General features: G+C 51.0%; 25 protein-coding genes. 18 read left to right on the plus strand and 7 right to left on the minus strand.

The window, feature by feature from the left end; translation table 11 throughout:
- Nucleotides 1-109: 109 nt before the first annotated feature.
- Nucleotides 110-697, plus strand: coding sequence for an NAD(P)H-dependent oxidoreductase (locus OIN60_RS03500; protein ID WP_305753490.1), 588 nt, complete (start codon nucleotides 110-112; stop codon nucleotides 695-697).
- On the opposite strand, the gene OIN60_RS03505 is transcribed toward OIN60_RS03500, so the two are convergent.
- The 4 genes from OIN60_RS03505 to OIN60_RS03520 all read right to left on the minus strand — a co-directional run bounded on the left by OIN60_RS03505 (nucleotide 694) and on the right by OIN60_RS03520 (nucleotide 2,963).
- Nucleotides 694-1,008, minus strand: coding sequence for a DMT family transporter (locus OIN60_RS03505; protein ID WP_305753491.1), 315 nt, complete (start codon nucleotides 1,006-1,008; stop codon nucleotides 694-696). The genes OIN60_RS03500 and OIN60_RS03505 overlap by 4 nt on opposite strands.
- Nucleotides 1,008-1,358: a DMT family transporter gene (locus tag OIN60_RS03510; protein ID WP_305753492.1), complete on the minus strand. Its 351-nt coding sequence runs from the start codon at nucleotides 1,356-1,358 to the stop codon at nucleotides 1,008-1,010. The genes OIN60_RS03505 and OIN60_RS03510 overlap by 1 nt, the downstream gene beginning before the upstream one ends.
- Before the next feature lie 292 nt (nucleotides 1,359-1,650).
- A complete protein-coding gene (locus OIN60_RS03515) occupies nucleotides 1,651-1,764 on the minus strand; it encodes a putative holin-like toxin (protein WP_305753493.1) in 114 nt (37 codons plus the stop codon).
- 287 nt (nucleotides 1,765-2,051) lie between these two features.
- A complete protein-coding gene (locus tag OIN60_RS03520) occupies nucleotides 2,052-2,963 on the minus strand; it encodes a LysR family transcriptional regulator (RefSeq protein WP_305753494.1) in 912 nt (303 codons plus the stop codon).
- Between the two features lie 162 nt (nucleotides 2,964-3,125).
- On the opposite strand from OIN60_RS03520, the gene OIN60_RS03525 reads away from it, so the two are divergent.
- The 13 genes from OIN60_RS03525 (at nucleotide 3,126) to OIN60_RS03585 (ending at nucleotide 17,641) form a co-directional block, all read left to right on the plus strand.
- The gene (locus tag OIN60_RS03525) at nucleotides 3,126-4,268 is read left to right on the plus strand and encodes a glycerate kinase (RefSeq protein WP_305753495.1); all 1,143 of its coding nucleotides are present in this window, start codon (nucleotides 3,126-3,128) and stop codon (nucleotides 4,266-4,268) included.
- A 6-nt stretch (nucleotides 4,269-4,274) separates the two neighbouring features.
- On the plus strand, nucleotides 4,275-5,642 hold the full coding sequence (locus tag OIN60_RS03530) for an MFS transporter (RefSeq protein ID WP_305753496.1): 1,368 nt from the start codon (nucleotides 4,275-4,277) through the stop codon (nucleotides 5,640-5,642).
- Nucleotides 5,639-7,174: a galactarate dehydratase gene (gene garD, locus OIN60_RS03535; RefSeq protein WP_305753497.1), complete on the plus strand. Its 1,536-nt coding sequence runs from the start codon at nucleotides 5,639-5,641 to the stop codon at nucleotides 7,172-7,174. The genes OIN60_RS03530 and garD overlap by 4 nt, the downstream gene beginning before the upstream one ends.
- A gap of 89 nt (nucleotides 7,175-7,263) precedes the next feature.
- The gene (gene dapA, locus OIN60_RS03540) at nucleotides 7,264-8,154 is read left to right on the plus strand and encodes a 4-hydroxy-tetrahydrodipicolinate synthase (RefSeq protein WP_305753498.1); all 891 of its coding nucleotides are present in this window, start codon (nucleotides 7,264-7,266) and stop codon (nucleotides 8,152-8,154) included.
- A 33-nt stretch (nucleotides 8,155-8,187) separates the two neighbouring features.
- Nucleotides 8,188-9,069, plus strand: a complete 882-nt coding sequence (gene garR, locus OIN60_RS03545) for a 2-hydroxy-3-oxopropionate reductase (RefSeq protein ID WP_305753499.1) — start codon at nucleotides 8,188-8,190, stop codon at nucleotides 9,067-9,069.
- Between the two features lie 231 nt (nucleotides 9,070-9,300).
- A complete protein-coding gene (locus OIN60_RS03550) occupies nucleotides 9,301-10,284 on the plus strand; it encodes a Gfo/Idh/MocA family protein (protein ID WP_305753544.1) in 984 nt (327 codons plus the stop codon).
- Nucleotides 10,285-10,397: 113 nt separating this feature from the next.
- Nucleotides 10,398-11,171, plus strand: coding sequence for a type I 3-dehydroquinate dehydratase (aroD, locus tag OIN60_RS03555; RefSeq protein ID WP_305753500.1), 774 nt, complete (start codon nucleotides 10,398-10,400; stop codon nucleotides 11,169-11,171).
- Between the two features lie 400 nt (nucleotides 11,172-11,571).
- Nucleotides 11,572-12,606, plus strand: coding sequence for a BMP family lipoprotein (locus OIN60_RS03560; protein ID WP_305753501.1), 1,035 nt, complete (start codon nucleotides 11,572-11,574; stop codon nucleotides 12,604-12,606).
- Nucleotides 12,607-12,729: 123 nt separating this feature from the next.
- Nucleotides 12,730-14,232 (plus strand): ABC transporter ATP-binding protein, encoded by a 1,503-nt coding sequence (locus OIN60_RS03565; protein WP_305753502.1) that lies wholly within the window; start codon nucleotides 12,730-12,732, stop codon nucleotides 14,230-14,232.
- Nucleotides 14,229-15,296 (plus strand): ABC transporter permease, encoded by a 1,068-nt coding sequence (locus tag OIN60_RS03570; RefSeq protein WP_305753503.1) that lies wholly within the window; start codon nucleotides 14,229-14,231, stop codon nucleotides 15,294-15,296. The genes OIN60_RS03565 and OIN60_RS03570 overlap by 4 nt, the downstream gene beginning before the upstream one ends.
- Nucleotides 15,280-16,203 (plus strand): ABC transporter permease, encoded by a 924-nt coding sequence (locus tag OIN60_RS03575; RefSeq protein WP_305753504.1) that lies wholly within the window; start codon nucleotides 15,280-15,282, stop codon nucleotides 16,201-16,203. The genes OIN60_RS03570 and OIN60_RS03575 overlap by 17 nt, the downstream gene beginning before the upstream one ends.
- A gap of 18 nt (nucleotides 16,204-16,221) precedes the next feature.
- Nucleotides 16,222-16,896, plus strand: coding sequence for a sulfite oxidase-like oxidoreductase (locus OIN60_RS03580; RefSeq protein ID WP_305753505.1), 675 nt, complete (start codon nucleotides 16,222-16,224; stop codon nucleotides 16,894-16,896).
- 1 nt (nucleotide 16,897) lies between these two features.
- Nucleotides 16,898-17,641: a nucleoside phosphorylase gene (locus tag OIN60_RS03585; protein WP_305753506.1), complete on the plus strand. Its 744-nt coding sequence runs from the start codon at nucleotides 16,898-16,900 to the stop codon at nucleotides 17,639-17,641.
- 71 nt (nucleotides 17,642-17,712) lie between these two features.
- Here OIN60_RS03585 and OIN60_RS03590 read toward each other — a convergent pair whose 3' ends face one another.
- The 3 genes from OIN60_RS03590 to OIN60_RS03600 all read right to left on the minus strand — a co-directional run bounded on the left by OIN60_RS03590 (nucleotide 17,713) and on the right by OIN60_RS03600 (nucleotide 20,729).
- Nucleotides 17,713-18,429: a protein-glutamine gamma-glutamyltransferase gene (locus OIN60_RS03590; protein ID WP_305753507.1), complete on the minus strand. Its 717-nt coding sequence runs from the start codon at nucleotides 18,427-18,429 to the stop codon at nucleotides 17,713-17,715.
- A gap of 102 nt (nucleotides 18,430-18,531) precedes the next feature.
- Nucleotides 18,532-19,398, minus strand: a complete 867-nt coding sequence (locus OIN60_RS03595; RefSeq protein ID WP_305753508.1) for a DUF421 domain-containing protein — start codon at nucleotides 19,396-19,398, stop codon at nucleotides 18,532-18,534.
- Between the two features lie 110 nt (nucleotides 19,399-19,508).
- Entirely contained in the window at nucleotides 19,509-20,729 is a 1,221-nt protein-coding gene (locus OIN60_RS03600) for an MFS transporter (RefSeq protein WP_305753509.1), read from the minus strand.
- Nucleotides 20,730-20,947: 218 nt separating this feature from the next.
- Here OIN60_RS03600 and OIN60_RS03605 point away from each other — a divergent pair, with 218 nt between their 5' ends.
- The 4 genes from OIN60_RS03605 to OIN60_RS03620 all read left to right on the plus strand — a co-directional run bounded on the left by OIN60_RS03605 (nucleotide 20,948) and on the right by OIN60_RS03620 (nucleotide 24,568).
- The gene (locus OIN60_RS03605) at nucleotides 20,948-21,724 is read left to right on the plus strand and encodes a GTP pyrophosphokinase (protein WP_305753510.1); all 777 of its coding nucleotides are present in this window, start codon (nucleotides 20,948-20,950) and stop codon (nucleotides 21,722-21,724) included.
- Nucleotides 21,714-22,634: a cysteine synthase A gene (gene cysK / locus OIN60_RS03610; protein WP_305753511.1), complete on the plus strand. Its 921-nt coding sequence runs from the start codon at nucleotides 21,714-21,716 to the stop codon at nucleotides 22,632-22,634. Before OIN60_RS03605 ends, cysK begins: the two co-directional genes overlap by 11 nt.
- Nucleotides 22,635-22,741: 107 nt before the next feature.
- Nucleotides 22,742-23,719 carry an aldo/keto reductase gene (locus OIN60_RS03615; RefSeq protein ID WP_305753512.1) on the plus strand — a complete coding sequence of 326 codons (978 nt, stop codon included), beginning with the start codon at nucleotides 22,742-22,744 and terminating at the stop codon, nucleotides 23,717-23,719.
- Nucleotides 23,720-23,905: 186 nt separating this feature from the next.
- Complete coding sequence (locus tag OIN60_RS03620; protein ID WP_305753513.1) at nucleotides 23,906-24,568, plus strand: TetR/AcrR family transcriptional regulator; 663 nt, start codon at nucleotides 23,906-23,908, stop codon at nucleotides 24,566-24,568.
- Nucleotides 24,569-24,623: the final 55 nt, after the last annotated feature.

A 24,623-nucleotide genomic window follows, 5' to 3' on the forward strand; every position in this document is an offset into this window, starting at 1 on the left:
TCTTGGTGACAATAACAAAAATATTATCAAAAAACAATTATCAATTGACAACAAAGTGGCAGAGGTGATATATTTTACTTATCGTATGATAAGTAAATGGGGGTTAAAAATGAAGCTGTTGGTTATTTATACGCATCCGAATCATCAGAGCTTGAGTTATGCTTTTTTGCAGGAGGTCATTCGGGGCGGTGAAGATAACACCCATATTGAAGAGATCCAGGTGCTGGATTTGTATGAGGAGCTGTTTAATCCGGTGCTAGTGTTCAATGATACCAAGCGCAGAAGGGATATGCACGCCGACCCGGAATTGACCAGGTATAGGGAACAACTGATATGGGCCGATAAAATCGTGATGGTGTATCCGATCTGGTGGGGGCGGCCTCCGGCCATGCTGCTCGGGTATATAGACAGAATGTTTGCATCAGGCTTTGCATACAGGGATACAGGCGGGCTTTTTCCGGAGGGGCTGTTGCAAGGGAAGTCGGCGGTTTGTATCTCAGTGATGAAAGGCCCGGCTGGCTACCCTTTGCTATGGTTGAACAATGCCCACAAGATTCTCATGAAAAGGGCTCTGCTCAATTTTGTAGGCATCAAGAAGGTGAAGTTCTTTGAGTTCGGCAGCATGGAGAGCCCGAAAGGAAAACACAAGGAGAAGCTGGAAAAGGTCTACCGCTATTTTAAAGCCATAAACCATTAACCGAAGTACTTTAAACCGACAATAGATATAATGATACCAAGTATGCACAGGATCCGCAGCCAGCTTTTGGACTCATGGAAAAAGAACATGCCGACGATTGCAGCCCCGACGGTGCCAATACCGGTCCACACAGCATAAGCCGTGGCTAATGGGATAGTCGCCATGGCGTTGGAAAGCAGCATGAAGCTGAGTATAAAACCGGCGATCAGGATGAGGTTATTGGTCCAGTTATTTTTATGGGCAACACGCTGGATCCCGATTACACCTATGACCTCCAGCAATCCCGCTCCGATAAGCAGCAGCCAATCCATCAGACTTTGCCTCCTTTAGCCGTCAGTTTCAGACCGATAATACAGACGAGCAGCAGCAAGATGAATCCGATCTTCAGCGGACTGACGGCTTTGCCGGATAAAACGATCTCCACCAGGGTTGTGCCAAGTGTCCCCATACCTGCAAAGACGGCGTACACCGTACCTACTGGCAGAACCTTAGCGGCCGTAATGATCAGCTCGAAGCTGGCGATGAGGGATGCGAGCACAACAATGCTGGGGATGCTCTCGTATTTAAAGCCGCTTGCCCATACAATTTCAAGCAAACCGCCTGCAATGACATAAAGCCAGGCTCTTGTGGTGCTAATCGTTTTGTTGACTTTCTTGTCCATTAACGTATTCCTCCTCCTGTACATTTTGAAGGGCCTTCTGCTTGGCTATAGCTTCAAGCTCGAATTCCAGATAAGCTTTCCATCTGAATTCCTGATGGCTCTTCTTATAGAAAATAGGATTAACAATCAGTCCGAGGTGTGATACTATTTATTCAAGGTGTATATACTAAAAAAGAGTGAAGGATGCTGGTAACATCCCCACTCTTGGCAACAGCCGCTTTGAAGAGCGGTCGGCTGTGTGTTCAAAGTTTAGGTCGGAGAAATAGACCGTCACCCCTTCCACTGGGATGGTCTATTTCTTTGTGCTTTGGTTCAGAGCAATCACTATCGTAACGATCACACCAATAAGCGCTACAATTAACGCTCCAAATGCAATCATCAATGATACTGCCTGATAAACCTCCACGGGCCTCACCTCCCTTCCGGGAGACTAGCCGACCACCCATCCAAGCCATTCTGTTGTTAGGCATATTATACCATCTGCTCAAGTTGGTTGATAGATGATAGTAGGCACCGCAGATTGGCGATTTCTTTCCTGTCCTTTAAAAGTAGGCGTATACACGGAGTAGCGGAGAGAACGAAGCAATTCCGGAAAAGCGGAGCGATCGCCTTTGGCCCGGAGGGTCAACAGCGATTGTAGGAATGCTTCGTTCTCGGAGCGTCTCCCAACAGCCCAAAGAAGCACGCCCAACTTCACCGAACCTTCTCCAACCAATAATCCGTAGCAACAGAAATCAGATATTTTGCCGCATGACTCAAATAGCTATCTTTTTTATAGCTGGCAGCTACTTCCCACACGGGATGCTGATTGATGGAAAAATAGGACACCGCAGAGTCTGGCTTAGCATAAGTGATGGGGAATACTGCGCAGCAAATACCTTGAGCAACCATTTCAAATAAGGTATGACAGCTTCTGGTTTCCAATAAAATATGGGGGCTTACATTTTCTTCGATGATCAAATGATTAAAAATATCTCGAAGAGTCGATCCCTTCTGCATGACAGCAAAAGAATCATTTTCCAACAATTTCAGACTTATTTCCGGAAGGGGATCACCAAATCTACCTCCCAAATGGGCAAGAGGATGAGTATAGGGAACACCTAAAATTATGTTTTCATTACATAAATGAATATATTTATCATTGGTTTTCTGAAACTCCTGAAGGGTTAAAAAACCAATATCAATATTCCCCTGTAATATTTCAACCTGTTGTTTTTTGACGGGCAATTCGACCAGATCTATTTTTACTTTAGGATATTTTTTATAGAAGATCGGGTATATCGCCGCAAACATTTCAATGCCACGTTCAGGAGTTAACCCGATCACCAAATGGCCTTCCTTGATTTCAATAATGTCATGGATCTGGTTATACGTATCTTTCTTGATTCGGAGCATATTTTTAGCACTTTCTACATAAATTTTGCCGGCTTGTGTCAGGTGCCAATTGTTCCTCGAACGAACAAAAAGCTGTGTGCCCAGCTCTTTCTCCAGCTTTAGTAGCTGTTGGTTTAAAGCGGATTGAGTAATGAAGAGCTTTTCCGAAGCCTTGGTGATATTGTTCTCCTCTGCAATTTTGATCATATATTCCAACTGTTTTAAATCCATACTCAGAATTTCTCCCCCTTATTCTTAAATTTACTTAGAGAAATCCAAAAATTATAACTTTTACTTCTTTTATGGTTTCAGATTACGATGGTTTTGTGAAAAGAACAAGGTGCTGAGGAGGTGTTTTGAAAGCGTTTTACAAAACAACCCGAGGTGAGTTGCATGAAAATATTGGTGGCACCGGATTCTTATAAAGGAAGTCTTAGTGCAAAAGAAGCAGCGATCTATATGGAGCAAGGTATTCGGGATGTGCTGCCACATGCAGAGGTAACGATCATCCCTGTAGCTGACGGCGGGGAAGGGACTGTTGATGCTATTGTAAGTGCTGCCCATGGTACGCTGCATGAGGTAGAGGTTGTTGGGCCGATAGGAGACACGGTGAAATCGTTTTTTGGCGTATTGAGAGATGACCAGACTGCGGTGATAGAGATGGCGGCAGCCTCCGGGTTGACTCTGGTTCCGGCTGGACGCTTAAATCCGATGATAGCCACAACCTATGGAACAGGTCAGCTCATTAAGCACGCACTTGACTATGGATGTCGAAAGATAGTTATAGGTATTGGCGGCAGCGCCACGAACGACGGTGGAGTCGGGATGGCACAAGCGCTTGGCGTTCGTTTCCTGAATGAGCAGGGTACGGAGATCTCCTTTGGTGGAGGAGAATTAAGTAAAATACGCAGGATTGATATCTCAAATATCGATCCAAGAGTCAAGGATTGTGAAATAAGGGTGGCCAGCGATGTGACCAATCCTTTTTGTGGCCCTCATGGGGCAGCCGCCATTTATGGACCGCAAAAAGGCGCAACATCAGAGATGATCAAGCAATTGGAGCATGGCATGGTTCATTTAAGCCGATTAATTCGTGAGCAGTTGGGCATAGAAATCGAAACTGTTCCTGGCGCTGGTGCTGCTGGAGGACTAGGTGGCGGATTAATAGCATTTCTGTCCGCCAAAATAGGACGTGGTATTGATATGGTCTTGGAAACCACGGAATTTGAGGAAATCATACAGCAGGTTGAAATCGTTTTCACGGGTGAAGGAAGAACAGACTCACAGACTGCCCAGGGAAAAACAGCCGCAGGAATAGCGAAAATAGCCAAAAAGTATAAAAAACCTGTGATATGTATTTCTGGTTCGATCTCAACGGATGTAGATTCCCTCTATGAATTAGGGATAGATGCGATTGTAGCCATTACTCAAAGTCCAATGACGCTGGAGGATGCGATGAGAAATGCACCTTCTTTAATCCGCCAAACGACGGCTTCTGTTATGCGTATTTTGCTGATTCCGGTGAAGGGAGGCTAATGAAACATGGATATCAACAGTCCGAAGGTTACAAACCAAGTTTCTCCTGGTACAGAGTATGGAAAGAAAACGCGTGTTCGCTACACGATATTATTTATTTTGTTTGTTATCACTACGATTAACTATGCAGATCGAGCAACGATATCTATAGCCGGGACCCCGATGTCGAAGGAGCTTGGCTTGGATCCAATTCTCATGGGCTATGTGTTTTCGGCATTTTCATGGGCATACGTATTAGGCCAGCTTCCCGGAGGCTGGTTCCTTGACCGTTTTGGCTCGAAGAAGATTTATACCTTCAGCATTTTTTTCTGGTCTTTATTTACGTTAATGCAGGGCTTTGTGGGATTTTTTAGCGTAGGGATTACGATTATGATGTTATTTATACTTCGTTTTATGGTGGGCTTGGCGGAAGCTCCGTCGTTTCCAGCCAACAGCAGAATCGTCTCGGCCTGGTTTCCAACCAAGGAACGCGGTATGGCATCGGCCATTTTTAATTCAGCCCAATATTTTGCAACAGTCATCTTTGCTCCCATTATGGCCTGGCTTACAAGCTCTTTTGGCTGGGAATTTGTATTTATCATTATGGGGCTTGTCGGTATGGCCATGTGTGGCATATGGGTAAAGACGGTGTATGGTCCCAAAGACCATCCCAAAGTAAATCAAGCGGAATTGGAATATATTGAAGAAGGCGGAGCTTTAGTTCATCTGGATCAGGCGAAGGCGGGCAACGGGCAAAACACTCCCAAATGGGGGTACTTAAAGCAACTGCTTACCAACCGGATGACACTAGGCATCTACATTGCGCAATATTGTTTGAATACGCTTACTTATTTCTTCCTGACATGGTTTCCTGTCTATCTTGTTACAGACCGCGGGATGTCTATTCTTAAAGCCGGATTTGTGGCTTCACTGCCAGCCCTTTGCGGATTTGCCGGCGGTATTCTGGGAGGCATCATTTCCGATTTCTTGCTGAGGAAAGGAAAATCCTTATCAGTAGCCAGAAAAACCCCCATCGTCATAGGCATGCTGCTGTCAACGTCCATGGTGATCTGTAATTATGTGGAGGTGGACTGGCTGGTTGTTTCCATTATGGCGTTGGCTTTCTTTGGGAAAGGCATCGGTGCATTAGGCTGGGCGGTTGTATCGGATACGTCTCCAAAAGAGATGGGGGGACTGAGTGGGGGATTGTTCAATACGTTTGGCAATCTTGCCGGCATTACGACTCCGATTGTAATTGGGTACATTCTGCAGGCAACTGGGTCCTTTAACGGAGCGCTCATTTTTGTCGGCGCGAATGCTTTTATGGTCATTATATGTTATTTGCTGATTGTTGGAGAGATTAAACGTTTTGAATTAAGGAGAGAACCAACATGACTTTAAAGCAAACTCAAAGGGAAGATCCCCTTTATATTAAAGTGCATCCGAAAGATAACATTGCCATCATCGTCAATACCGGCGGACTGCCTAAAGGGACGAAATTTCCTTGTGGACTCGAGCTGATCAGTAAGGTTCCCCAAGGACATAAAGTGGCACTGGAGGATATCGTCGAAGGTGAAGCCATTATTCGTTACGGAGAAGTGATCGGCTTTGCATTGAAAACGATTGCAAAAGGAAGCTGGCTTGAGGAAACTTTTGTTCAGATGCCGAGCCCGCCCCGTTTGGAGGAGCTGTCGATCGCAACCCATGTGCCGAAGCGTCTTCCTCCATTGGAAGGTTATACGTTTGAAGGATATCGCAATGACGATGGCAGTGTTGGAACGAAAAATATACTGGGCATTACGACCAGTGTGCAATGTGTGGCTGGTGTGCTGGAATATGCCGTGAACAAAATAAAAGAAGAGCTGCTGCCCCAATACCCCAACGTCGAAGATGTCGTAGCTTTAACCCATAGTTATGGCTGTGGGGTGGCGATTAACGCACCGGATGCTGTGATTCCGATTCGGACCTTGCAAAACCTGGCGCAAAACCCGAACTTCGGCGGGGAGCTTATGGTGGTCGGGTTAGGCTGTGAGAAGCTGATTCCAGAAAGATTGGTGCCAGACGGAGACATGGGCAAGATTGTGTCCCTACAGCAGCATGCCGGATTTATTCCCATGGTCAAGTCGATTATGGAGATGGCCGAAGCCCGGCTGGATAAGTTAAATCGGCGTCAGCGTGTTACCTGTCCCGCTTCCGATCTGGTGGTGGGTCTGCAGTGCGGCGGTAGTGATGCCTTTTCCGGAGTTACGGCGAATCCGGCCGTAGGTTTTGCCGCTGATTTATTAGTACGCGTTGGGGCTGCCGTCATGTTTTCAGAGGTTACGGAAGTTAGGGATGCTGTTCATTTATTAACTCCCCGTGCAGTAAATGAGGAAGTCGGCCAGGCCTTGATTCGGGAGATGCAATGGTATGACGATTATTTACAGCGGGGGCAGGCGGACCGAAGCGCCAATCCCTCACCCGGGAATAAAAAGGGCGGGCTTGCCAACGTGGTGGAAAAATCGCTGGGGTCTATTGTGAAGTCAGGCACCAGCCCCATTGTTGCCGTTTTATCTCCTGGCGAAAGGGCTACCGACAAGGGTTTGATTTTTGCAGCCACACCTGCCAGTGATTTTGTATGCGGAACCTTGCAATTAGCCTCTGGTATGAATTTACAGGTATTCACTACAGGCAGAGGCACACCTTACGGCTTGGCCGTAGCTCCTGTGATTAAGGTCTCCACGAGAAATTCTTTGGCGGAACAATGGCATGATCTCATCGACCTCAATGCGGGCAGAATTGCGACAGGAGAAGCAACGATAGAAGACGTAGGCTGGGAATTATTCCACTTCATCCTGGATGTCGCCAGTGGACGCAAGAAGACATGGGCGGATCATTGGGGAATCCACAACGATTTGGCACTATTTAATCCTGCTCCTGTAACCTGAGAAAACGGACTGACAGAGCCTGTGAAATGAAGACGGAGCCTTTATGATTTGAAAACGTTAGCAAATAAAAATGGAGAGGGAGAGCGCAGATGGACACAACCTGGATTCGGGGGGTCATCCCGCCTATGGTTACCCCGGTGGATGAAAATGAACTGGTAGATGAGCAAGGACTGCGAGCTGTGGTGGAGCACGTTCTCGGCGGAGGAGTACATGGGATTTTATCACTTGGCAGTAATGGAGAGTTCTATGGACTGGATCGTGAGCAGCAGGAAATCGCCGTTCGTGCCACCATTGATCAGGTCGATGGGAGAGTTCCTGTATACATGGGCATTGGTGCAATTACGACGAAAGAATGTGTGACGCTTGCAAGAATGGGGGAAGCCCTCGGGGCCCAGGCGTTGACGATCCTGCCGCCTATGTTTCTCACCCCGACGGAGGAAGAATTGTACCAGCATTTTCGCAAAATAGCAGAAGCAGCATCTCTCCCTGTTCTTCTGTATAACAATCCGGATCGGGTAGGAAATAATATTTCCGCGAACCTTCTTGAAAGGCTGGTCGATATTCCGAACATCGTTGGAATGAAAGACAGCAGCGGCGATATGACCTTAACGGCAGAATATATACGCAGGACCCGAAGCAAAGATTTTAAAGTGATGGCTGGCAGAGATGTCATGATTTTAGCTTCTCTGGTTTATGGAGCTGTGGGCTGTGTGGCATCCACCGCTAACATTGTGCCGGCTCTCGTAGTGGAAATCTATGAAAAGTATCTCAATGGAGATGTGCAAGGAGCTCTTGAAGCACAGTTCAAGCTGGCACCGCTCAGGATGGCATTCAATCTGGCCAGCTTCCCTGTGGTTACCAAAGAGGCCATGAATCTGATCGGTGTGCCTGTAGGTGCCTCGATCCTTCCCAACACGGCGGCTTCTGAGGCCAATCGAAATAAACTGAAGAACATTCTGCAGGACATGGGTGCACTCTAATCGTCATATTGTAAAACTTTGGAGGGATAGAGGATGAAAATTGGTTTTATTGGACTGGGCATTATGGGTAAACCGATGAGCGAAAATGTAATCAAAGCAGGTTATGAGCTGGTCGTGCTCGAGACCAATAAAGCGGCGGCAGAGCTGGTGGCGGCAGGTGCCACGGCCGCAGCTACACCCAAGCGCATAGCGGAGCTGACGGATATCGTGATTACCATGCTGCCGAATTCACCGCAGGTGAAAGAAGTCGTGCTTGGCCCGGACGGCATCATCGAAGGAGCCAGGCCAGGCACGGTGGTGATCGATATGAGCTCCATTGCTCCTTTGACCAGTCAAGAAATTGCGGCAGCGCTGGCGGAAAAAGGCATTGAAATGCTGGATGCTCCAGTTAGCGGAGGAGAGCCAAAGGCGATTGAAGGTACGCTTTCCGTCATGGTCGGAGGCAAACAGGAAATCTTTGATCGATGTGTTGATGTGATGAAGGCCATGGCCGCTTCGGTCGTTCGTACAGGTGAGATCGGTGCGGGTAACGTGACCAAGCTTGCGAATCAGATCATCGTGGCGATTAATATTGCGGCGATGTCGGAGGCTCTTGTGCTGGCCAGTAAAGCCGGTGTTCAACCGGAGCTGGTCTATCAGGCCATTCGCGAGGGGCTTGCAGGCAGCACGGTACTGGATGCCAAAGCGCCACTTGTGCTGGAACGCAAATTTGATCCCGGTTTTCGGATTGATCTGCATATCAAGGATTTAAGTAATGTTCTGGAAACCTCTCATGAGGTAGGTGTGCCCTTACCGCTGACAGCCAGTGTAATGGAAATGATGCAGGCATTGAAGGTGGAAGGATTAGGAGACCGCGACCACGGCAGCTTGGTGCAATATTATGAAAAGCTGGCCAAGGTTGAAGTAAGAAAGTAGATGTCTACCAGGAAGACCCGGCTCGCAATCAGTATGTACTATATACTGGTGCGCTCCGGGTCTCTATGCTTTTGAGAGCCCTGCTGGTCAAAGTCGAGGCCGTATGCCCAGAGCATGCGGTCGTCTGATGTGCCAAGATAATGCCATATACAGGATTTATATAGACAGGCACATGTTCAAGTGAGAAAATACCATCATGATAACTATTCGTGAAAGGAATGAGATGTTTTGATACGATTCGGCATCATCGGAACTAACTGGATAACGGAGCGCTTCATTCAAGGGGCGATTGAAACCGAGCAGTTTGCTTTGACGGCAGTGTACTCCCGTACTGAAGAGAAAGGCAGATCCTTTGCTGCGCAATACCATCAAGCAGAGGTGTTCACGGATTTGCAGGAAATGCTGGAGAAGGGCAGTATCGATGCTGTTTATATTGCGAGTCCGAACTCGCTCCATGCGGAGCAGGCGATTCTGTGTATGAATCATGGCAAGCATGTGCTGTGCGAGAAGCCGATGGCTTCAAATGCGCGCGAGATGCGGGAGATGGTCGCCGCAGCGGAGAAGAACAACGTGGTGCTAATGGAAGCCCTCAAATCTACGCTTATGCCGAATTTTAAAGTCATACAGGACAATCTTTTCAAGCTAGGTCCGATCCGCCGTTATTTTGCCTGCTATTGTCAGTATTCCTCTCGTTATGATGCGTATAAGGAAGGGAAAATGCCGAATACGTTTAATCCGCAATTTTCCAACGGTTCGTTGATGGACCTGGGGATTTATTGTCTTTATCCGATGGTTACATTGTTCGGAAAGCCTGACCTGGTGAAGGCGGTGGGTGTCATGCTGCCGTCCGGTGTAGACGGGGAAGGAAGCCTGGTTATGCGCTACCCGGAAATGGAGGGCGTTGTGGTGCATTCCAAAATTTCCAACTCCTATCTTCCGGCGGAGATCCAGGGGGAGCTTGGCACGATGGTCATTGACAAGATCAACCAGCCATACGATGTGAAAATCCATTACCGGGACGGCAATGTCGAAGACCTGACGAAACCGCAAATTCACGAGCCAATGTATTACGAAGCCCTTGAGTTTATAGAAATGATCAAGCATGGAGAACGGGATAGCAAGGTAAACTCTCATGCTAGCTCGCTAGCGGTGGCCGAGGTCATGGAGGAAGCCAGACAGCAGATCGGGCTCCGCTTTGCGGCAGATGAGGCTTAAGGATATAATGAGGGGAAATGTAGAACAAGCAGGCCGCAGAGGCCTGCTTTCTTGCTGTGTGGTCGTTGTAGATTAAGAACAGATGAAGACGTACCCCAAAGGAGCGGAAAGCAATGTACAAAACAGTCCAGGTGAAAGATATCATCATCGGGGAAGGTGCACCGAAGATCTGTGTGCCGATCACGGGAGAAACCCTGCCCCGATTGATCGCGGAGGCTGAGCAGGTGCGCACGCTCGACCTTGATCTGGTGGAGTGGCGTGTGGATTTTTACGAGCATGCGGATGATATAGAGATGGTGAAGAAAACGCTGGGCGAGCTGCGCGCGGCGCTGGGGGATATGCCGTTGCTCTTCACCTTTCGGACCTCCGAGGAGGGTGGCCAGCGGGAGATAATGCCTGCTGACTATGTGGCTCTGAATCAAGCGGTCGCAGCTACGGGACAGGTTGATCTGATTGATGTGGAGTGGTTCAACAAGGAGCAGCATGTGCGTGAGCTGGCTGAAGCGGCTCAAGCCGCGGGGGTACGCGTGATTTTGTCCAATCATGATTTTGATAAAACCCCTCCGGCAGAGGAGATTGTATCGAGACTGTGCAGAGCCCAGGAGCTGGGCGGAGATATTGTGAAAATCGCGGTGATGCCTAACAGCATGGCTGATGTCCTGATACTGCTGGAGGCAACAAACCGTATGAAGGAGCAGTATGCCGATCGTCCGCTCATCACGATGTCCATGACCGGCAGAGGGGTGGTCAGCCGCCTGGCCGGCGAGCTGTTCGGTTCAGCCCTCACCTTCGGCTCGGCCGGCCGTTCGTCCGCTCCGGGGCAAGTTCCGGTCGGCGAGCTGCGGGGCATATTGTCGCTGCTCCATAGTGAGCTAACCAAGGGATAACGACCACTGAGCAGCAGACTCTCCGGGACGACCCAATAAATCCCCATTAATATAGAAGATTGACATAAGGGCTGTTCCAAAAGTCATGAAATGGCTTAGGGCAGCCCCGTTTTCAATTTTGTTAAACCAGAAGATTGCGATTTCCGGTTGTTCTTGTTAAGTTGGGGGATGCACAAAAGCAGCGGAGAGAACGAAGCCATTCCGGAAAAGCGGAGCGCTCGCCTTTGGCCCGAAGGGTCAACAGCGATTGTAGGAATGCTTCGTTCTCGGAGCGTCTCACAAACGCACGAAAAGAGTGCCTCCGGTCAATAGACCTTGTGGGACACACTTTTTATTGACAAGGGTCCAGGCTTTCTATTAGGATTCAGTTAAACACAAACGAAAAGGGGAAGCTTACAACATGAAAAGAAGTCTTTCGTTCGTCTTATCGATCGTGATGCTGGCGATTTTGCTCGCTGCATGCGGTTCAGGAACTGGAAAAGACGAACAATCTGCTGGTGCCAGCAGTGGAGCTGAAGCGAAGAAGAGAGTAGCGCTTGTTCTGCCTGAGAAAATTGGTGTGAACCCGTTCTTCGTTCAAATGGACGAAGGCTTTAAGAAGGCCGGCGAGGAGTTCGGCGTGGAAGTGAAAACGATCGAGTCCACAGACCCGGCTGCTTTTGAACAAAATCTGCGCGCCACGGTCGCTGAGAACTATGATTTGATTATTACGGCTACCTTCCAGGCGGAGGATGCATTGAAGAAGGTTGCGGCTGAAAATCCCGACAAACCTTTTGCTATTATTGACACTGTTGTTGATATGCCTAACGTACGAAGCGTCGGCTTCCGCGAGCACGAAGGAGCGTACCTGCTCGGGGCCGCTGCCGGATTGATGACCAAGACTGACAAAGTGGGTATGATTGCCGCGATGGACATCCCGCTGATCAAGAAGTATACGGAAGGCTTCCGTCAGGGTCTGGAATCGACCAACCCGGATGCAGAGTATCTTGTAAGCTATGTGGGAAGCTTCAATGATCCGGCGAAAGCCAAGGAAATGGCCCTGGTGCAGTACGATCAGGGAGCTGATTTTGTGGCCGGAGCTTCGGCAACAGGCGACCTGGGCGTATTTGAGGCTGCCAAGGAGAAAGGCATGTACACCTCCGGACAGGACGTGGACCGCACGGAGCTTGATCCTGAGCATATCGTATTGTCCCAGTTGAAATCCACCGATACAGTAACGTATGAAACGGTTAAGGCGTTTACCGAAGGAAGCTTTGAATACGGAGCGGTGAACTACGGATTGAAGGAGGACGGTGTCGGCCTGACGTTTGTCACACGTGACAGTGCCTCCCCACTTAGCCCGTTCGTCGGTCAGGAAGTGGTTGACAAGCTGAAGAAGATTCGTGACGATGTGGTGGCGGGAACGATTCAGATCAAAGACCCGCTGCAGCAGTAATCCTTTAAACCAAAGATCCAATACCTATATAGGCCGGCTGCCGGTAGAGCAGTCGGCCTCACTTCTATTCAATGCTGTAGACCCGTGTTCACAGGATGGGAGAATGAAAGGAGCAAGAAAGTTATGCTGCTGCAAATGGAACATATCACCAAGCGTTACGGTGAAGTGACCGCGAACAGGGATGTGAATTTTGACCTTAGAGCCGGTGAGGTGCATGCGCTGGTTGGTGAGAACGGTGCCGGTAAGACCACGCTTATGAGAATGCTGTACGGTATGGAGCAGCCTACGTCCGGAACGATTCGTGTACGCGGACAAGAGGTCTCCTTCACTGACCCTTCACGTGCGATTGCAAGTGGAATTGGGATGGTGCATCAGCATTTTATGCTGTTTCCTTCGTTTACGGTCGCCGAAAATATCGTGATTGGCCGTGAGCCGTCGTCTGCGGGCGGACGCTTCAACAGGAAGGCGGCGGCTGCGAGCGTAGAAGAGCTTGGCCGTCGTTATGGCATGCCTGTTGATCCCTCGGCCAGAGTGTCCGATTGTCCTATGGGCATGCAGCAGCGTGTCGAAATATTGAAAGTGCTATACCAGGGGGCGGACATGATCATTCTGGATGAGCCGACAGGCGCATTGACACCCTTGGAGGTCAAAGAGCTGCTGACGAACATCCAGGCGCTGGCGGGCCAGGGGAAGAGCTTTATTCTGATTACACATAAGCTGCATGAGGTGATGGAAGCTGCAGACCGGGTCACGGTGCTGCGCGATGGTCAGGTGACCGGAACGGTGGCTGTTGCCGATACCGATGTGGAGCAGCTTTCGAGAATGATGGTTGGCCGGGAGCTCGTGCAGCTACGCAAGCAGCCCTCGATACCGGGTGAGCCCATTTTGCAGGTGGAGAAGCTTGTGGTCAGAGGAACACGAGACAAGCTGCTGCTGAACCGGATTGATCTGCAGGTGCGCGCAGGGGAGATTGTAGGTGTGGCCGGAATATCCGGCAACGGGCAATCCGAGCTGATTCAGGCTGTTGCTGGCCTGCGCAAGGCGGATGAAGGAACCGTGCGGCTTGCCGGTACTGATATTGCCGGTATGCCGGTACGCAGAATCAGGGAGCGCGGACTGGCCCATATTCCGGAGGACCGATATCTGTGGGGTGCGGCCAAGGATGCTACGGTATTGGATAACGGAATTATGGGCTACCAGCACAAGCTGAAGCGCGGCGGAATGGTGAATAGCAAAAGCGCAAGGGTTATGGTATCGGAATGGATTACCCGATTCGGCATCAAAGCAGGCTCCCTGGATAATCAGGTTCAGAATTTATCAGGCGGTAATCTTCAGAAGCTGATTGCCGCGCGGGAATTCGCGCAGGACGCGCCTTTCCTGATCGTCGCTGAGCCAACGCGAGGGGTGGACATTGGAGCGATGGAGACGATTCATACGGAGCTGATCCGCAAGCGGGATGCAGGAACGGCGATTTTGCTTGTGTCCTCAGAGCTGACCGAGATTTTGCAGTTGTCCGATCGCATCGTTGTGATGTATGAGGGTGCGATTGCCGGAGAACTGGCCGCGGCCGACGCAACGGAAGAAAAAATCAGTCTGCTGATGGCAGGGGGGAGCTTACAGGCATGAACGTTGTTAAACAAAATGTAAAAGCGCTCATTCAGCCGCTGCTGGCGGTGCTGATCGGCTTGCTTGCGGGGGCCGCTGCCATCCTGATCGTGGGAGGCTCTGTCATAGAGACGTACACGGAAATGTGGAACGGGGCGTTCGGCAGCTTTTATTTCGTCACGAATACGTTGGCGCGGGCTACGCCGATCATTCTGGCTGGGTTAGGCGTGGCACTGGCCTTCCGGGCCGGATTCTTCAATATGGGTGCCGAGGGGCAGATGATTTTGGGCGGGTTATCCGCCGCCCTGACGGCTCTTTACCTTCCGGGGCCGGGCTGGCTTGTGTTGATCATCTCCCTGCTGGCGGGAATCGCAGCCGGCGGAATTTGGTCGGTGCTGGCAGGCTGGCTGGACGCACGGTTCGGCATGAACCTGCTGATTACCACCTTGCTGCTGAACTATATCGCTTCCCTGTTTGCGGGATATATGGTGTCTTATCCGTTCAAGGATACGACTGGTTCGGCTGCGATGGCGCAGACGGCCATGATCGACCAGAACATATGGCTGCCTAAGCTTTTTCAAGGCATGGGACTGCATGCGGGCTTCGTGCTGGCGGTGGCGGCAGCGCTGCTGTTGTATGGATTTATGAAAAAAACGGTCGCCGGTTATGAAATCAGGATGCTCGGCAGCAATCCGTTCTTTGCCTCCTACGGCGGCGTTAAACGCGGCCGCATGATGATTGCCGCCATGCTGGCAAGCGGTGCGCTGGCCGGTCTCGCGGGAGCAGGAGAAGTGCTGGGTACACAATACCGCTTTCTGGACGGCTCTCTCTCCTCGGCAGGCTACGCTTGGAGCGGGATTATGGCGACACTTCTCGCCAACTCACATCCGCTGGGCACGGCGGTGGCGGCGATTCTGCTGTCCGCCCTGCAGACGGGAGCCATGGGCGTAGAACGTAACACCGAGGTTCCGCTGGAGGTGGCGAGTGTCATTCAGGCGGTGTTGACGCTCTTCGTATCCGCAAGAATCGGTTATGCGATCTGGAAGCGCAGAAAGGAGAAGAAAAACAATGGAACAACTGCTTGATGCGGCCCTGCTCAGCTCGACGCTGCGCGTCGTCACTCCGATCCTGCTTGCCGCCCTTGGCGGAGCGTTATGCGCGAGGGTCGGCCTGTTCAACGTGGCGTTGGAAGGGTTTGTGCTGGTCGGCGCGTTTTCGGCGATTGTCGGCAACTATATGCTGGGCAATGTCTGGCTGGCCGTTTTGTTCGCGGTGCTGTGTGTACTGCTGTTTTCCATGATCTTCGGTTATATCAGCATCCATCTGCGCGCCAATGTCATCATCGTCGGGATCTCGCTGAACTTCCTGGCGACAGGCCTCACAACCTTTCTCCTGCGGGCTATTTTCAACGTTAAAGGTGCGTATTATGATCAGAACATGGTCGGACTGCCGAAATGGGACATTCCTGTGATTAAGGATATTCCCTGGCTGGGGGCCGTCATTTCAGGTCAAAGTCCGCTTGTCTATGCCGCGTTTGTGCTGATCGCTGTGCTGCAATTTTTCCTGTTCCGCACGGTCATCGGGTTCCGTCTCCGTTCGGTTGGGGAAAATCCGGTGGCGGCGCAGAGTCTTGGCATCAAGGTGCGCAGACATCAGTACGGAGCTGTGCTGGCCTGCGGCGTGCTGTGCGGGCTAGCGGGAGCGCAGCTGTCCCTCGGTCAGGTGACGATGTTCACGGAGGGCATGACCGCCGGACGCGGATTTATCGCACTCGTCGCAACCATGCTTGGACAATCCAACCCGGTAGGGGTGATGGCGTCCAGTCTGCTGTTCGGCTTTATGGATGCGATGGGGATTCGGTTGCAGGGCTTTAACCTGCCGTCCCATTTTACACAGATGCTGCCTTATATCGTAACGCTTGCAGCGATGTTCTTTTTCAAAGACCGGAGTTATTTACAGGATGCGCATAAAGCGGGCGGAAGCTCGCGCTGATGAACAGGAGGATGAACGATGCATGGTAAAGCAGACCGCCTGAAGGCGGCGAAAGCACCGCAGCAGGTGGGTATTGCCCCTGAGCTGCTGCACCGCCTGCCGCCGGGGCAGACGGTGACAGAGAAGTTTCCGATTCTGCACGAAGGAGGGGTGCCAGCGTATGACCCTGCTCTTTGGGATCTGCGCGTATTCGGTGAGGTGGAAGAGGAGCGTACCTTTACTTTGGACGAGTTGAAATCCATGCCGCAGACGAACACGGTCAGCGATATTCACTGTGTAACGCGCTGGTCCAAATTTGATACAGCGTGGGAAGGCGTGAAATTCAGCGATCTGCTGCAGCAGATCAAAGTGAAGCCTGAGGCCAAATATGTGATGATTCATGCCGATCAGGACTACGAAACGAATCTGCCCCTGGATGATGTGCTGCGGGATGATGTATTGCTCGCTTTCTTGTATGACGGCAAGCCACTCACTCCCAAGCATGGCTGGCCGCTGCGGCTCGTGGTGCCGCATTTGTATTTCTGGAAGAGCGCCAAATGGATTCGCGGTATTGAATTTATGTCCGAAGATCGTCCGGGCTTCTGGGAGCGCAACGGCTTTCATAACTATGCCGACCCGTTCCGGGAGCAGCGCTTCTCGGGTGAAGCTCTGCCGATCCCCGAGGATGAGTGGACGCGGAAGGAGTTTGATTAACATGCTTCTGCCTATTCTGCAGATTCACTCGGAGGATATGCCTCCCTATGCCATCGTTTGCGGAGATCCGAAGCGGGCGGGCCACATCGCGGAACGGCTGGAAGATGCCCGCGAGCTGGCATTCAGCCGGGAGTACCGGACCTTTACCGGTACCTACAAAGGTCTGAAGCTGGCGGTGGTCAGCCACGGCGTCGGTTCGCCCGGCGCGGCGGTCTGCTTCGAGGAGCTGGTTCGTGCTGGCGTCAAGACACTGATCCGTGTGGGAACGGCCGGCTCCTACTCGGCTGAGCATCCGGCAGGAAGCCTCGTCGTCAGCACGGCCGCCGTGCGGGCGGATGGGTTGACACGCCAGTTGGTGCCGGAGGGCTTTCCTGCAGTCGGAGACAGTGAAGTGATCACGGCGCTGTATGACGCGGCAAGCGTTATGGACGGGGTGACGGCGAAAGGCATTACGGTGACTCTCGACGCTTTCTTTACGGGTGTGGAGGAGATTCCGCACAAGAAATACAAGCAGGCCGGTGCCCTTGCCGTGGAAATGGAAATCGCGGCGCTGTATGTGGTCAGCACCCTGCGCGGCGTGCGTGCCGGGGCGATTGTCGCCATTGACGGTTATGCGGATGCGGACCTTGCGGAGGTGTACGATCCGCATACCGATGCTGTCGGGGCGGCGGTGGAAAGAGAGATTGCCGCCGCACTGGAGGCCATGGTGAACTTAGCGGCCAAGGATGAATCCGTCGCACCATGAGCCCAAACAAGATGAAGAGCATTCCAGATGAAAATCCAACGGAATGCTCTTTTTTGCGTATTATTCCGCGCTCAGTACCGGATATATTGGCGTCTGCCGACTGCAGCCATCACCGCTCTCTCGTGCGTCTCTATCTGCTGTGGCACTGTATCCGCATTCAGGTTGTACCCATAAGCGAAACGGGACAGGTAATTGAAATCCGGGTGTATGACCTGATCCGTCAAATAAGCCGAGACGATGCTGCCTGGCCAGCGGCGGCTGTTCAGCGTGCGAATGACATATTCTGAAGAGCCGATGCCCACCCCGTGACCGAAATAGAAGTCCTCATCAAGCTTGACGACGTTTTCGCCTTTCCATTCAGGCGTTAGGGGCGACACCTCCGGATTTTTGAAATACATGATGTCACCCGGCACCGACTGCTTGCTGCCCTGGGCTTCAATAAGCCGTAAGTCGCTGTCATAATGCCAGTCATACAGCAGTATATTGGCAAACAAGCGGTTAAACTCGTTCTCATCGATGGAATCCAGTACGGCTTTATAGAGGACAATGACCATGGCGGTGGCGCACTCGAACCCGTATTTTCTGCCTTCTATAAATATGTTGCTTATCCCTTCAGCAGGGGTAACGTCCGGTCTGATCTGAAATCCGCCTTGGGGAGTGCGTATCCAGAATCGTTCGTTGCAGTAAGCGCGCTCAAAGGTGGAGAAAGAGGTATCGCCGTGGTTCAACGCTTGCGCCGCCGCAACGATTGCACTGCGCAAGGACGTTTCAAATGATAATCTTGTCATCCGTTTGACCTGCCCCCGATCCCATAAATATCCTTCTGTACATCTTATGTAGGCGTATGCCGGGATGTGAGCGAAGGATGCTTTTGGACAGGGATGGAGCATTCATTTTTTTGATTTGAGCTGCTTTTGTGTATCCAGTACAAGTTTTGTCAATTGGGCGTAGCCTGTTTCATAGAGCTGCTTACTGCGCTTACCCTGGGCATTCGCAGCCTGCTTCTTGAACTCCTCCTGACACGTTTCCAGCGCGGCCAGCAGCGGGTTCAGGTCTGTAGGCTGGTCCGCCTGAAGCTGATCTTCATACAGATCAAGGTGCATGCGGCCGTTCGACTCTACCTGGGCCAGGAATACGTTGCTTAGCTCCACACCGTGCTTGCCCAGCTCGGAGTGCAGCCAGCGCTGATCTCTATGGGCTTCGGCCAGCTCCTTCTCCTGAATCTGACCATCCACCACTACGCTCTGCGGCTCCTTTTCGGGCGAAACGTCCAATCCAAGCATTTTAGGGGTAAGGGGCTGATTTTCCTTCGTAAGCAGAAAATTGATTTCACCGCTGTTCTCCATCACCGCAAATTCCACATCCGCTACTTTGAATGCTCCTTTGCTGCGTAGTTGACTCATCAGCTCATCCATGGAAACACGTTCTTTTCGCAGATTGTCTTCCAGCACTTTTCCGTTTTTAATGAGTACCCTTCCCGTACCGTCCACGAGATCTCTAATTTTTTTGCTTTTGATTTGGAAGTATTCAATCACGAGGGACACGACGGTCCATACAACCAGAGAAATGACACCTAGGTACCATGTTTCCCGGCTTTCAAGCGGTATATATGCCGCAAGGCTGCCGATCGTAATTCCCGTGATGTATTCAAACAACGAGAGCTGTGACACCTGCCTCTTTCCGAGCAGCTTAGTGATTACGAACAGTACCAAGATAGCAACAAGCGTATGTAGGATAACTAAAAACCATTGCGGCATATACATAACGCCCTCCTTTGATATACCGATGTCAACTTTAAGGATTTCCATGGAGGGAGGGGTCTAAACGTCCGTTGTATCGATTACAAACATTCCCACAAATGCGAGTCCTACAAGCTGCCAAGCTTCACGGTCTGCTTGCCCGCAGAATTCAGCCGGCGCTCAAGCATCAGGCTGGCAATGGCTCCCGCCATTCCGGCCAGTGCGATGACTGCGGATATCCATGGCAGATGGGACAACCCCATGTACGTAATGACCGCACCGCCGAGAAATGCGCCGCTGGCGTTGCCAAGATTGAGTACGGAATGACTGCTGGTCGAGGCAAGCAAAGGAGCTTCGGATGCCAGGTTCATGATGCGCACCTGCAGACCCGGCATCATGCCAAATGCGGCGATTCCCCAAATAAAGACGGTGATGATGGCCAACACTTTATTCTGGAGAGCAAAGGTCAGCACGGCTAAAATGATGGCCAGTACACCGAAATTGACAATCATGGACGGCATCAGCTTCCAGTCGGCCAGCCGTCCTCCAACGATATTGCCGATCGTGACGCCGACCCCGAACAGGACGAGAATCCACGTGATGCTTGCCTCGGCAAAACCGCTAATGTCCATCAGCAGTGGTGTAATGTACGTGAACACTGAGAACAGGCTGGCACAGGCAAACGCTCCTGTAAGCAGCATGAGCAGCACTTGGGGATTCACAAGGCTGCGGATCTCCTGGGCGATGCTTGTGGCATGTTCCTGGCGCATGACTGGAATGAAGCGTGCAATACCGATCAGGGAGATCAGGCCCATGATGACGATGGCGGCGAAGGATGCGCGCCAGCCCAGCTGCTGCCCGATAAATGTGCCAAACGGCACCCCGACAATGTTGGCTACGGTCAGACCGGACAGAACGAGGGACACAGCCCCGGCCCGTTTCTCCGGGCGGACGAGGCGAGCGGCCATCAGGGAGCCGACCCCGAGGAAGGTGCCGTGGGCAAAGGCGGCCCCTATACGAGCGGCGATCAGGAAACCGTAATTGGGTGCGATCACGGACAAGGCATTGCCAAGTATAAAAATGATCATTAGCAGACATAACAGTTTTTTCTGTGGAACCTTGTGAGTGAGGATCGTCAGCACGGGCGCTCCGACAGCAACACCGATGGCATAGCTGGTGATCAGTTGCCCGGCTTGGGGAATCGTAACCCCCAGATCGTGAGCCACATTAGGAAGCAGGCCCATAATGACGAATTCAGTCATCCCGATGGCGAAGGCCCCCAGCGTCAGGCATAGCAAAGACAAGGGAAAACGGTCTTTTCCCCTGGTAGCTTGATGGCTTGTATTCATGAAGCGTTCATTCTCCTATCCCTATAATTTGTATATATTCAGTGTTCAGTATAGCATCAGGAGCCCTGACGCGGATGATGGAATTGTAAAATTCGAAAGATAAGCGGATCAATGATATGATATTTGTATAATCGTTCGCCGCCTAATCAGCACGGATAGGACTTTAATATAGAGATATCCGGCATGGCCACGTACTGTATAAATAAAGGAGACTACGCATGGGTACACAAGCACAGCTGGAGCAGTTGAAAAAATTAAAAACCGAAATTACCCGTTTTCTGATGATGTATAAATTTGCACTGGATGAAATTGAAACCAAAGTGGAGATTCTCAAAGAAGAGTTTCAGGCGCTCCATGATTACAGTCCGATTGAGCATACCAAATCCAGATTGAAGTCCCCGGAAAGCATCATGAAAAAGCTGTACCGGAAAAATATCAATATATCACTTCCTGATATTAAAGAGAACATCAAAGACATCGCCGGTCTTAGAATTACTTGTTCTTTCATCTCGGACATTTACAAGGTCCAAAGCATGCTTGAAAATCAGGACGACCTCACGATTCTGGAGATCAAGGATTATATCCGAAGCCCCAAACCGAATGGCTATAAAAGTCTGCATATGCTGGTCGAGGTTCCGGTATTTATGTCAGACCGTCAGGAGCGGGTTTGCGTTGAAATCCAAATTCGTACCATTGCGATGGATTTCTGGGCGAGTCTTGAGCACAAAATATTTTATAAATATAATCAGTCCGTTCCAGAGCAGTTGCTGCAGGAGCTGAAAGACGCCGCTGACGCTGCGGATGAACTGGACCACAAAATGGAGCGTCTGCACACCGACATCAAGGAGATCAAGGAAAGCCAGGTGTTGGACATGGGGGACGAGCTTAGCAGCATTCTCGTCAGCGACCGGCAGTTCAGGCTGCCGTCAGCCTTTCTGGACCTGATCGGTGAGGGGGAGAATACTTTCGGGGGCGGGAGATCAAATGACAATTAAAGTAGTTCATCATATTACTGAATTAATAGGGAACACCCCCTGTGTACGGCTCAACAGGCTTACGGGTCCGGAAGATGCCGAAGTGTACGTCAAGCTGGAATGTTTCAATCCGAGCGGCAGTGTGAAGGACCGTGCCGCATATAATCTGATTCTCCAGGCTGAGTTGGACGGCCGACTGCGTCCTGGCGGCACCATTATCGAGCCAACCAGCGGTAATACAGGCATCGGGCTCGCGATGAACGCGGCTGCCAAAGGTTATAAAGCCATTTTTGTGATGCCTTCGAACATGACGAAGGAGCGTATTCATATTTTGAAGGCTTACGGTGCAGAAGTTGTTTTGACGCCTGCAGAGGAGAGAATGCCAGGGGCGATCCGTAAAGCGATTGAACTGGGAAGGGAGATTGAGGGCAGCTTCATTCCGCAGCAATTTGAAAATCCGGCCAACCCCGATATCCACCGTACTACCACTGCCCTCGAAATATTGGAACAGATGGAAGGCAGGCTGGATTCGTTCGTGGCATCATCAGGAACCGGGGGGACCATTACCGGGACCGGTGAGGTGCTGCGTGTGCATCTGCCGGATTTGCGTATTCTTGTGGTAGAACCCAAGGGATCTCCGGTACTTTCAGGTGGGCAACCCGGCCCGCACAAAGTGGTGGGGACCTCGCCGGGGTTTATTCCGGCAACGCTCAATACGGCAGTGTATGACGATATTGTGCAAGTGTCAGATGAGGATGCTCTGACCACAACCCGCGCGCTGGCCGCCAGGGAAGCTCTGCTGCTCGGCCCCTCCAGTGGAGCGACCGTATGGACTGCGCTGCAGGAAGCGAGGCGTTTGGGCCGAGGCAAGCGTGTCCTCTGTATAGCCCCGGATACAGGTGAGCGATATTTAACTATGGGTATTTTCTAAAAGATGCATTCGATGTAAACGCTTTTTTTGTCCATGACAGTTATCATTGGTTGGAGTAAGATAGAGTAGATTGTGAATCCATTTACCGGAGGAGGAACAGATGCACTATGAGAATTATGCCCATTGAGAAGCGGGGGATTTCGGACAGCCGCCTGGTGCTGGGATGTATGCCATTCGGCGGAGGCTGGGACTATGAGCCTGTCACCCGGGAGCATATAACGGAAGCTGAAAAAGCGGTGGAAGCCGCACGCTCCATCGGTATTACGATGTTCGATCATGCCAACATTTACACCAAAGGCAAAGCTGAGGAAACGTTCGGTCAGGTCCTGAAAGCACAGCCTGGACTGCGAGAGCAGATTGTTATTCAATCCAAGTGCGGAATCCGTCTCGCAGAGGGCGATCTGCCGGGCATGTTCGATTTCTCTTATTCGCATATTCTTGAATCGGTAGACGCCTCCCTGAAACGATTGGGTACCGACTATTTGGACGTGCTGCTCCTCCATCGGCCTGATCCGCTGGTAGAGCCCGAGGAGGTGGCGGTGGCCTTCACCAAGCTGAAGCAGTTCGGCAAAGTCCGCCATTTCGGGGTTTCCAATATGAGCGTGGGACAGATCCAGTTTTTGGAGCGCAGCCTGTCCGAGCCGCTTGTGGTGAATCAGTTGGAGATGAGTCTGGCGCATCTGCACTTCCTTGATGAAACGGTGCATGTCAACCAACAGGCAGGTACGGCCGTACGATTTGCGGAAGGTCTGATGGAATTTTGTCAAATGAAGGATATTCAGCTTCAGGCCTGGGGGCCGCTCGCGCAGGGACGTTTCTCCGGCAAGGCGCTTAAGGATGAGCCTGAGCATATCGTGCGCACGGCCGAGTTGGTCAAACGTCTGGCGGAGGAAAAAGAAACGACACGGGAATCGATTGTGCTTGCCTGGCTGATGAAACATCCGGCCAAGATTCAGCCAGTCATTGGCACGGCGAACCCTGAGCGCATCACAGCCTGTCAGGATGCAGAGCGTCAGGCGGAACGGATGACCCGGGAAGAATGGTACACGTTGTACGTCAGTGCAAGAGGTAATGCCTTGCCTTAAACGGCGGGATTGCGTGGTATGGAGGGGGTGTCCCCAAAGTCATGCAAGTGGCTTAGGGCAGCCCCTTTATCGTGCACAGGAAACCTACATGTATGAAAAAAAATCAGGGCAACGACCTATTGACAGCAGGGTGAGGATCGAATATATTATTTACATACCAACCGAATGTATGAAAGAGGTGAGGGTGTGGCAAGGAATAAATACCCTGAAGAGACGATAAATCAGATTTTAAGCGTATCGCTAACGTTGTTTATGCAGAAAGGCTATGAGCAAACGTCCATTCAAGACATCATTAACGAGCTTGGCGGACTGACGAAGGGTGCGATTTATCACCATTTCAAGTCGAAGGAAGACATTATGCTGGCCGTGATCGACCAATTGTTCAAGGGCGTAGACGAAACGCTGACCGCTGTGCGGGATGACCCGGCGCTGAATGGTCTGGAGAAGCTTCGTAAAATTTTTCGTGTTGCTCTATCCAACCCTGCACAGCTTGAGATGGCCGCGACGGCTCCGAATCTGTTGAACAATCCGAAGATGCTGGCCGCCCAAATTCAGAACATTATCGAAGAAGCGGTGCCCGTTTATATCCAGCCCATCATCGAGCAAGGCATAACAGACGGGTCGATCCGGACGGAATATGCCAAAGAATTGAGCGAGGTGTTGATGATGCTTGGCAATCTGTGGTTGAATCCGATGGTCATCGCGGAAGCGCCTGAGAATATGATTCGCAGATGCCGGCTTTTTCATGAGCTATTCAAAGGTATCGGACTGGACCTGTTCGATGAGCAAATGCTTCATCAGTATGAGGAGTTTTATCGGATGTACAACGAGAAGAGAGAGAAGAAATAGCTGTATTACTAAATAACTGCCGGAAAGGCAGATTATTTTTACGATTTTACATACC

Source organism: Paenibacillus zeirhizosphaerae, from assembly GCF_030705605.1.
In the GTDB taxonomy this organism is placed as follows: domain Bacteria; phylum Bacillota; class Bacilli; order Paenibacillales; family Paenibacillaceae; genus Paenibacillus; species Paenibacillus zeirhizosphaerae.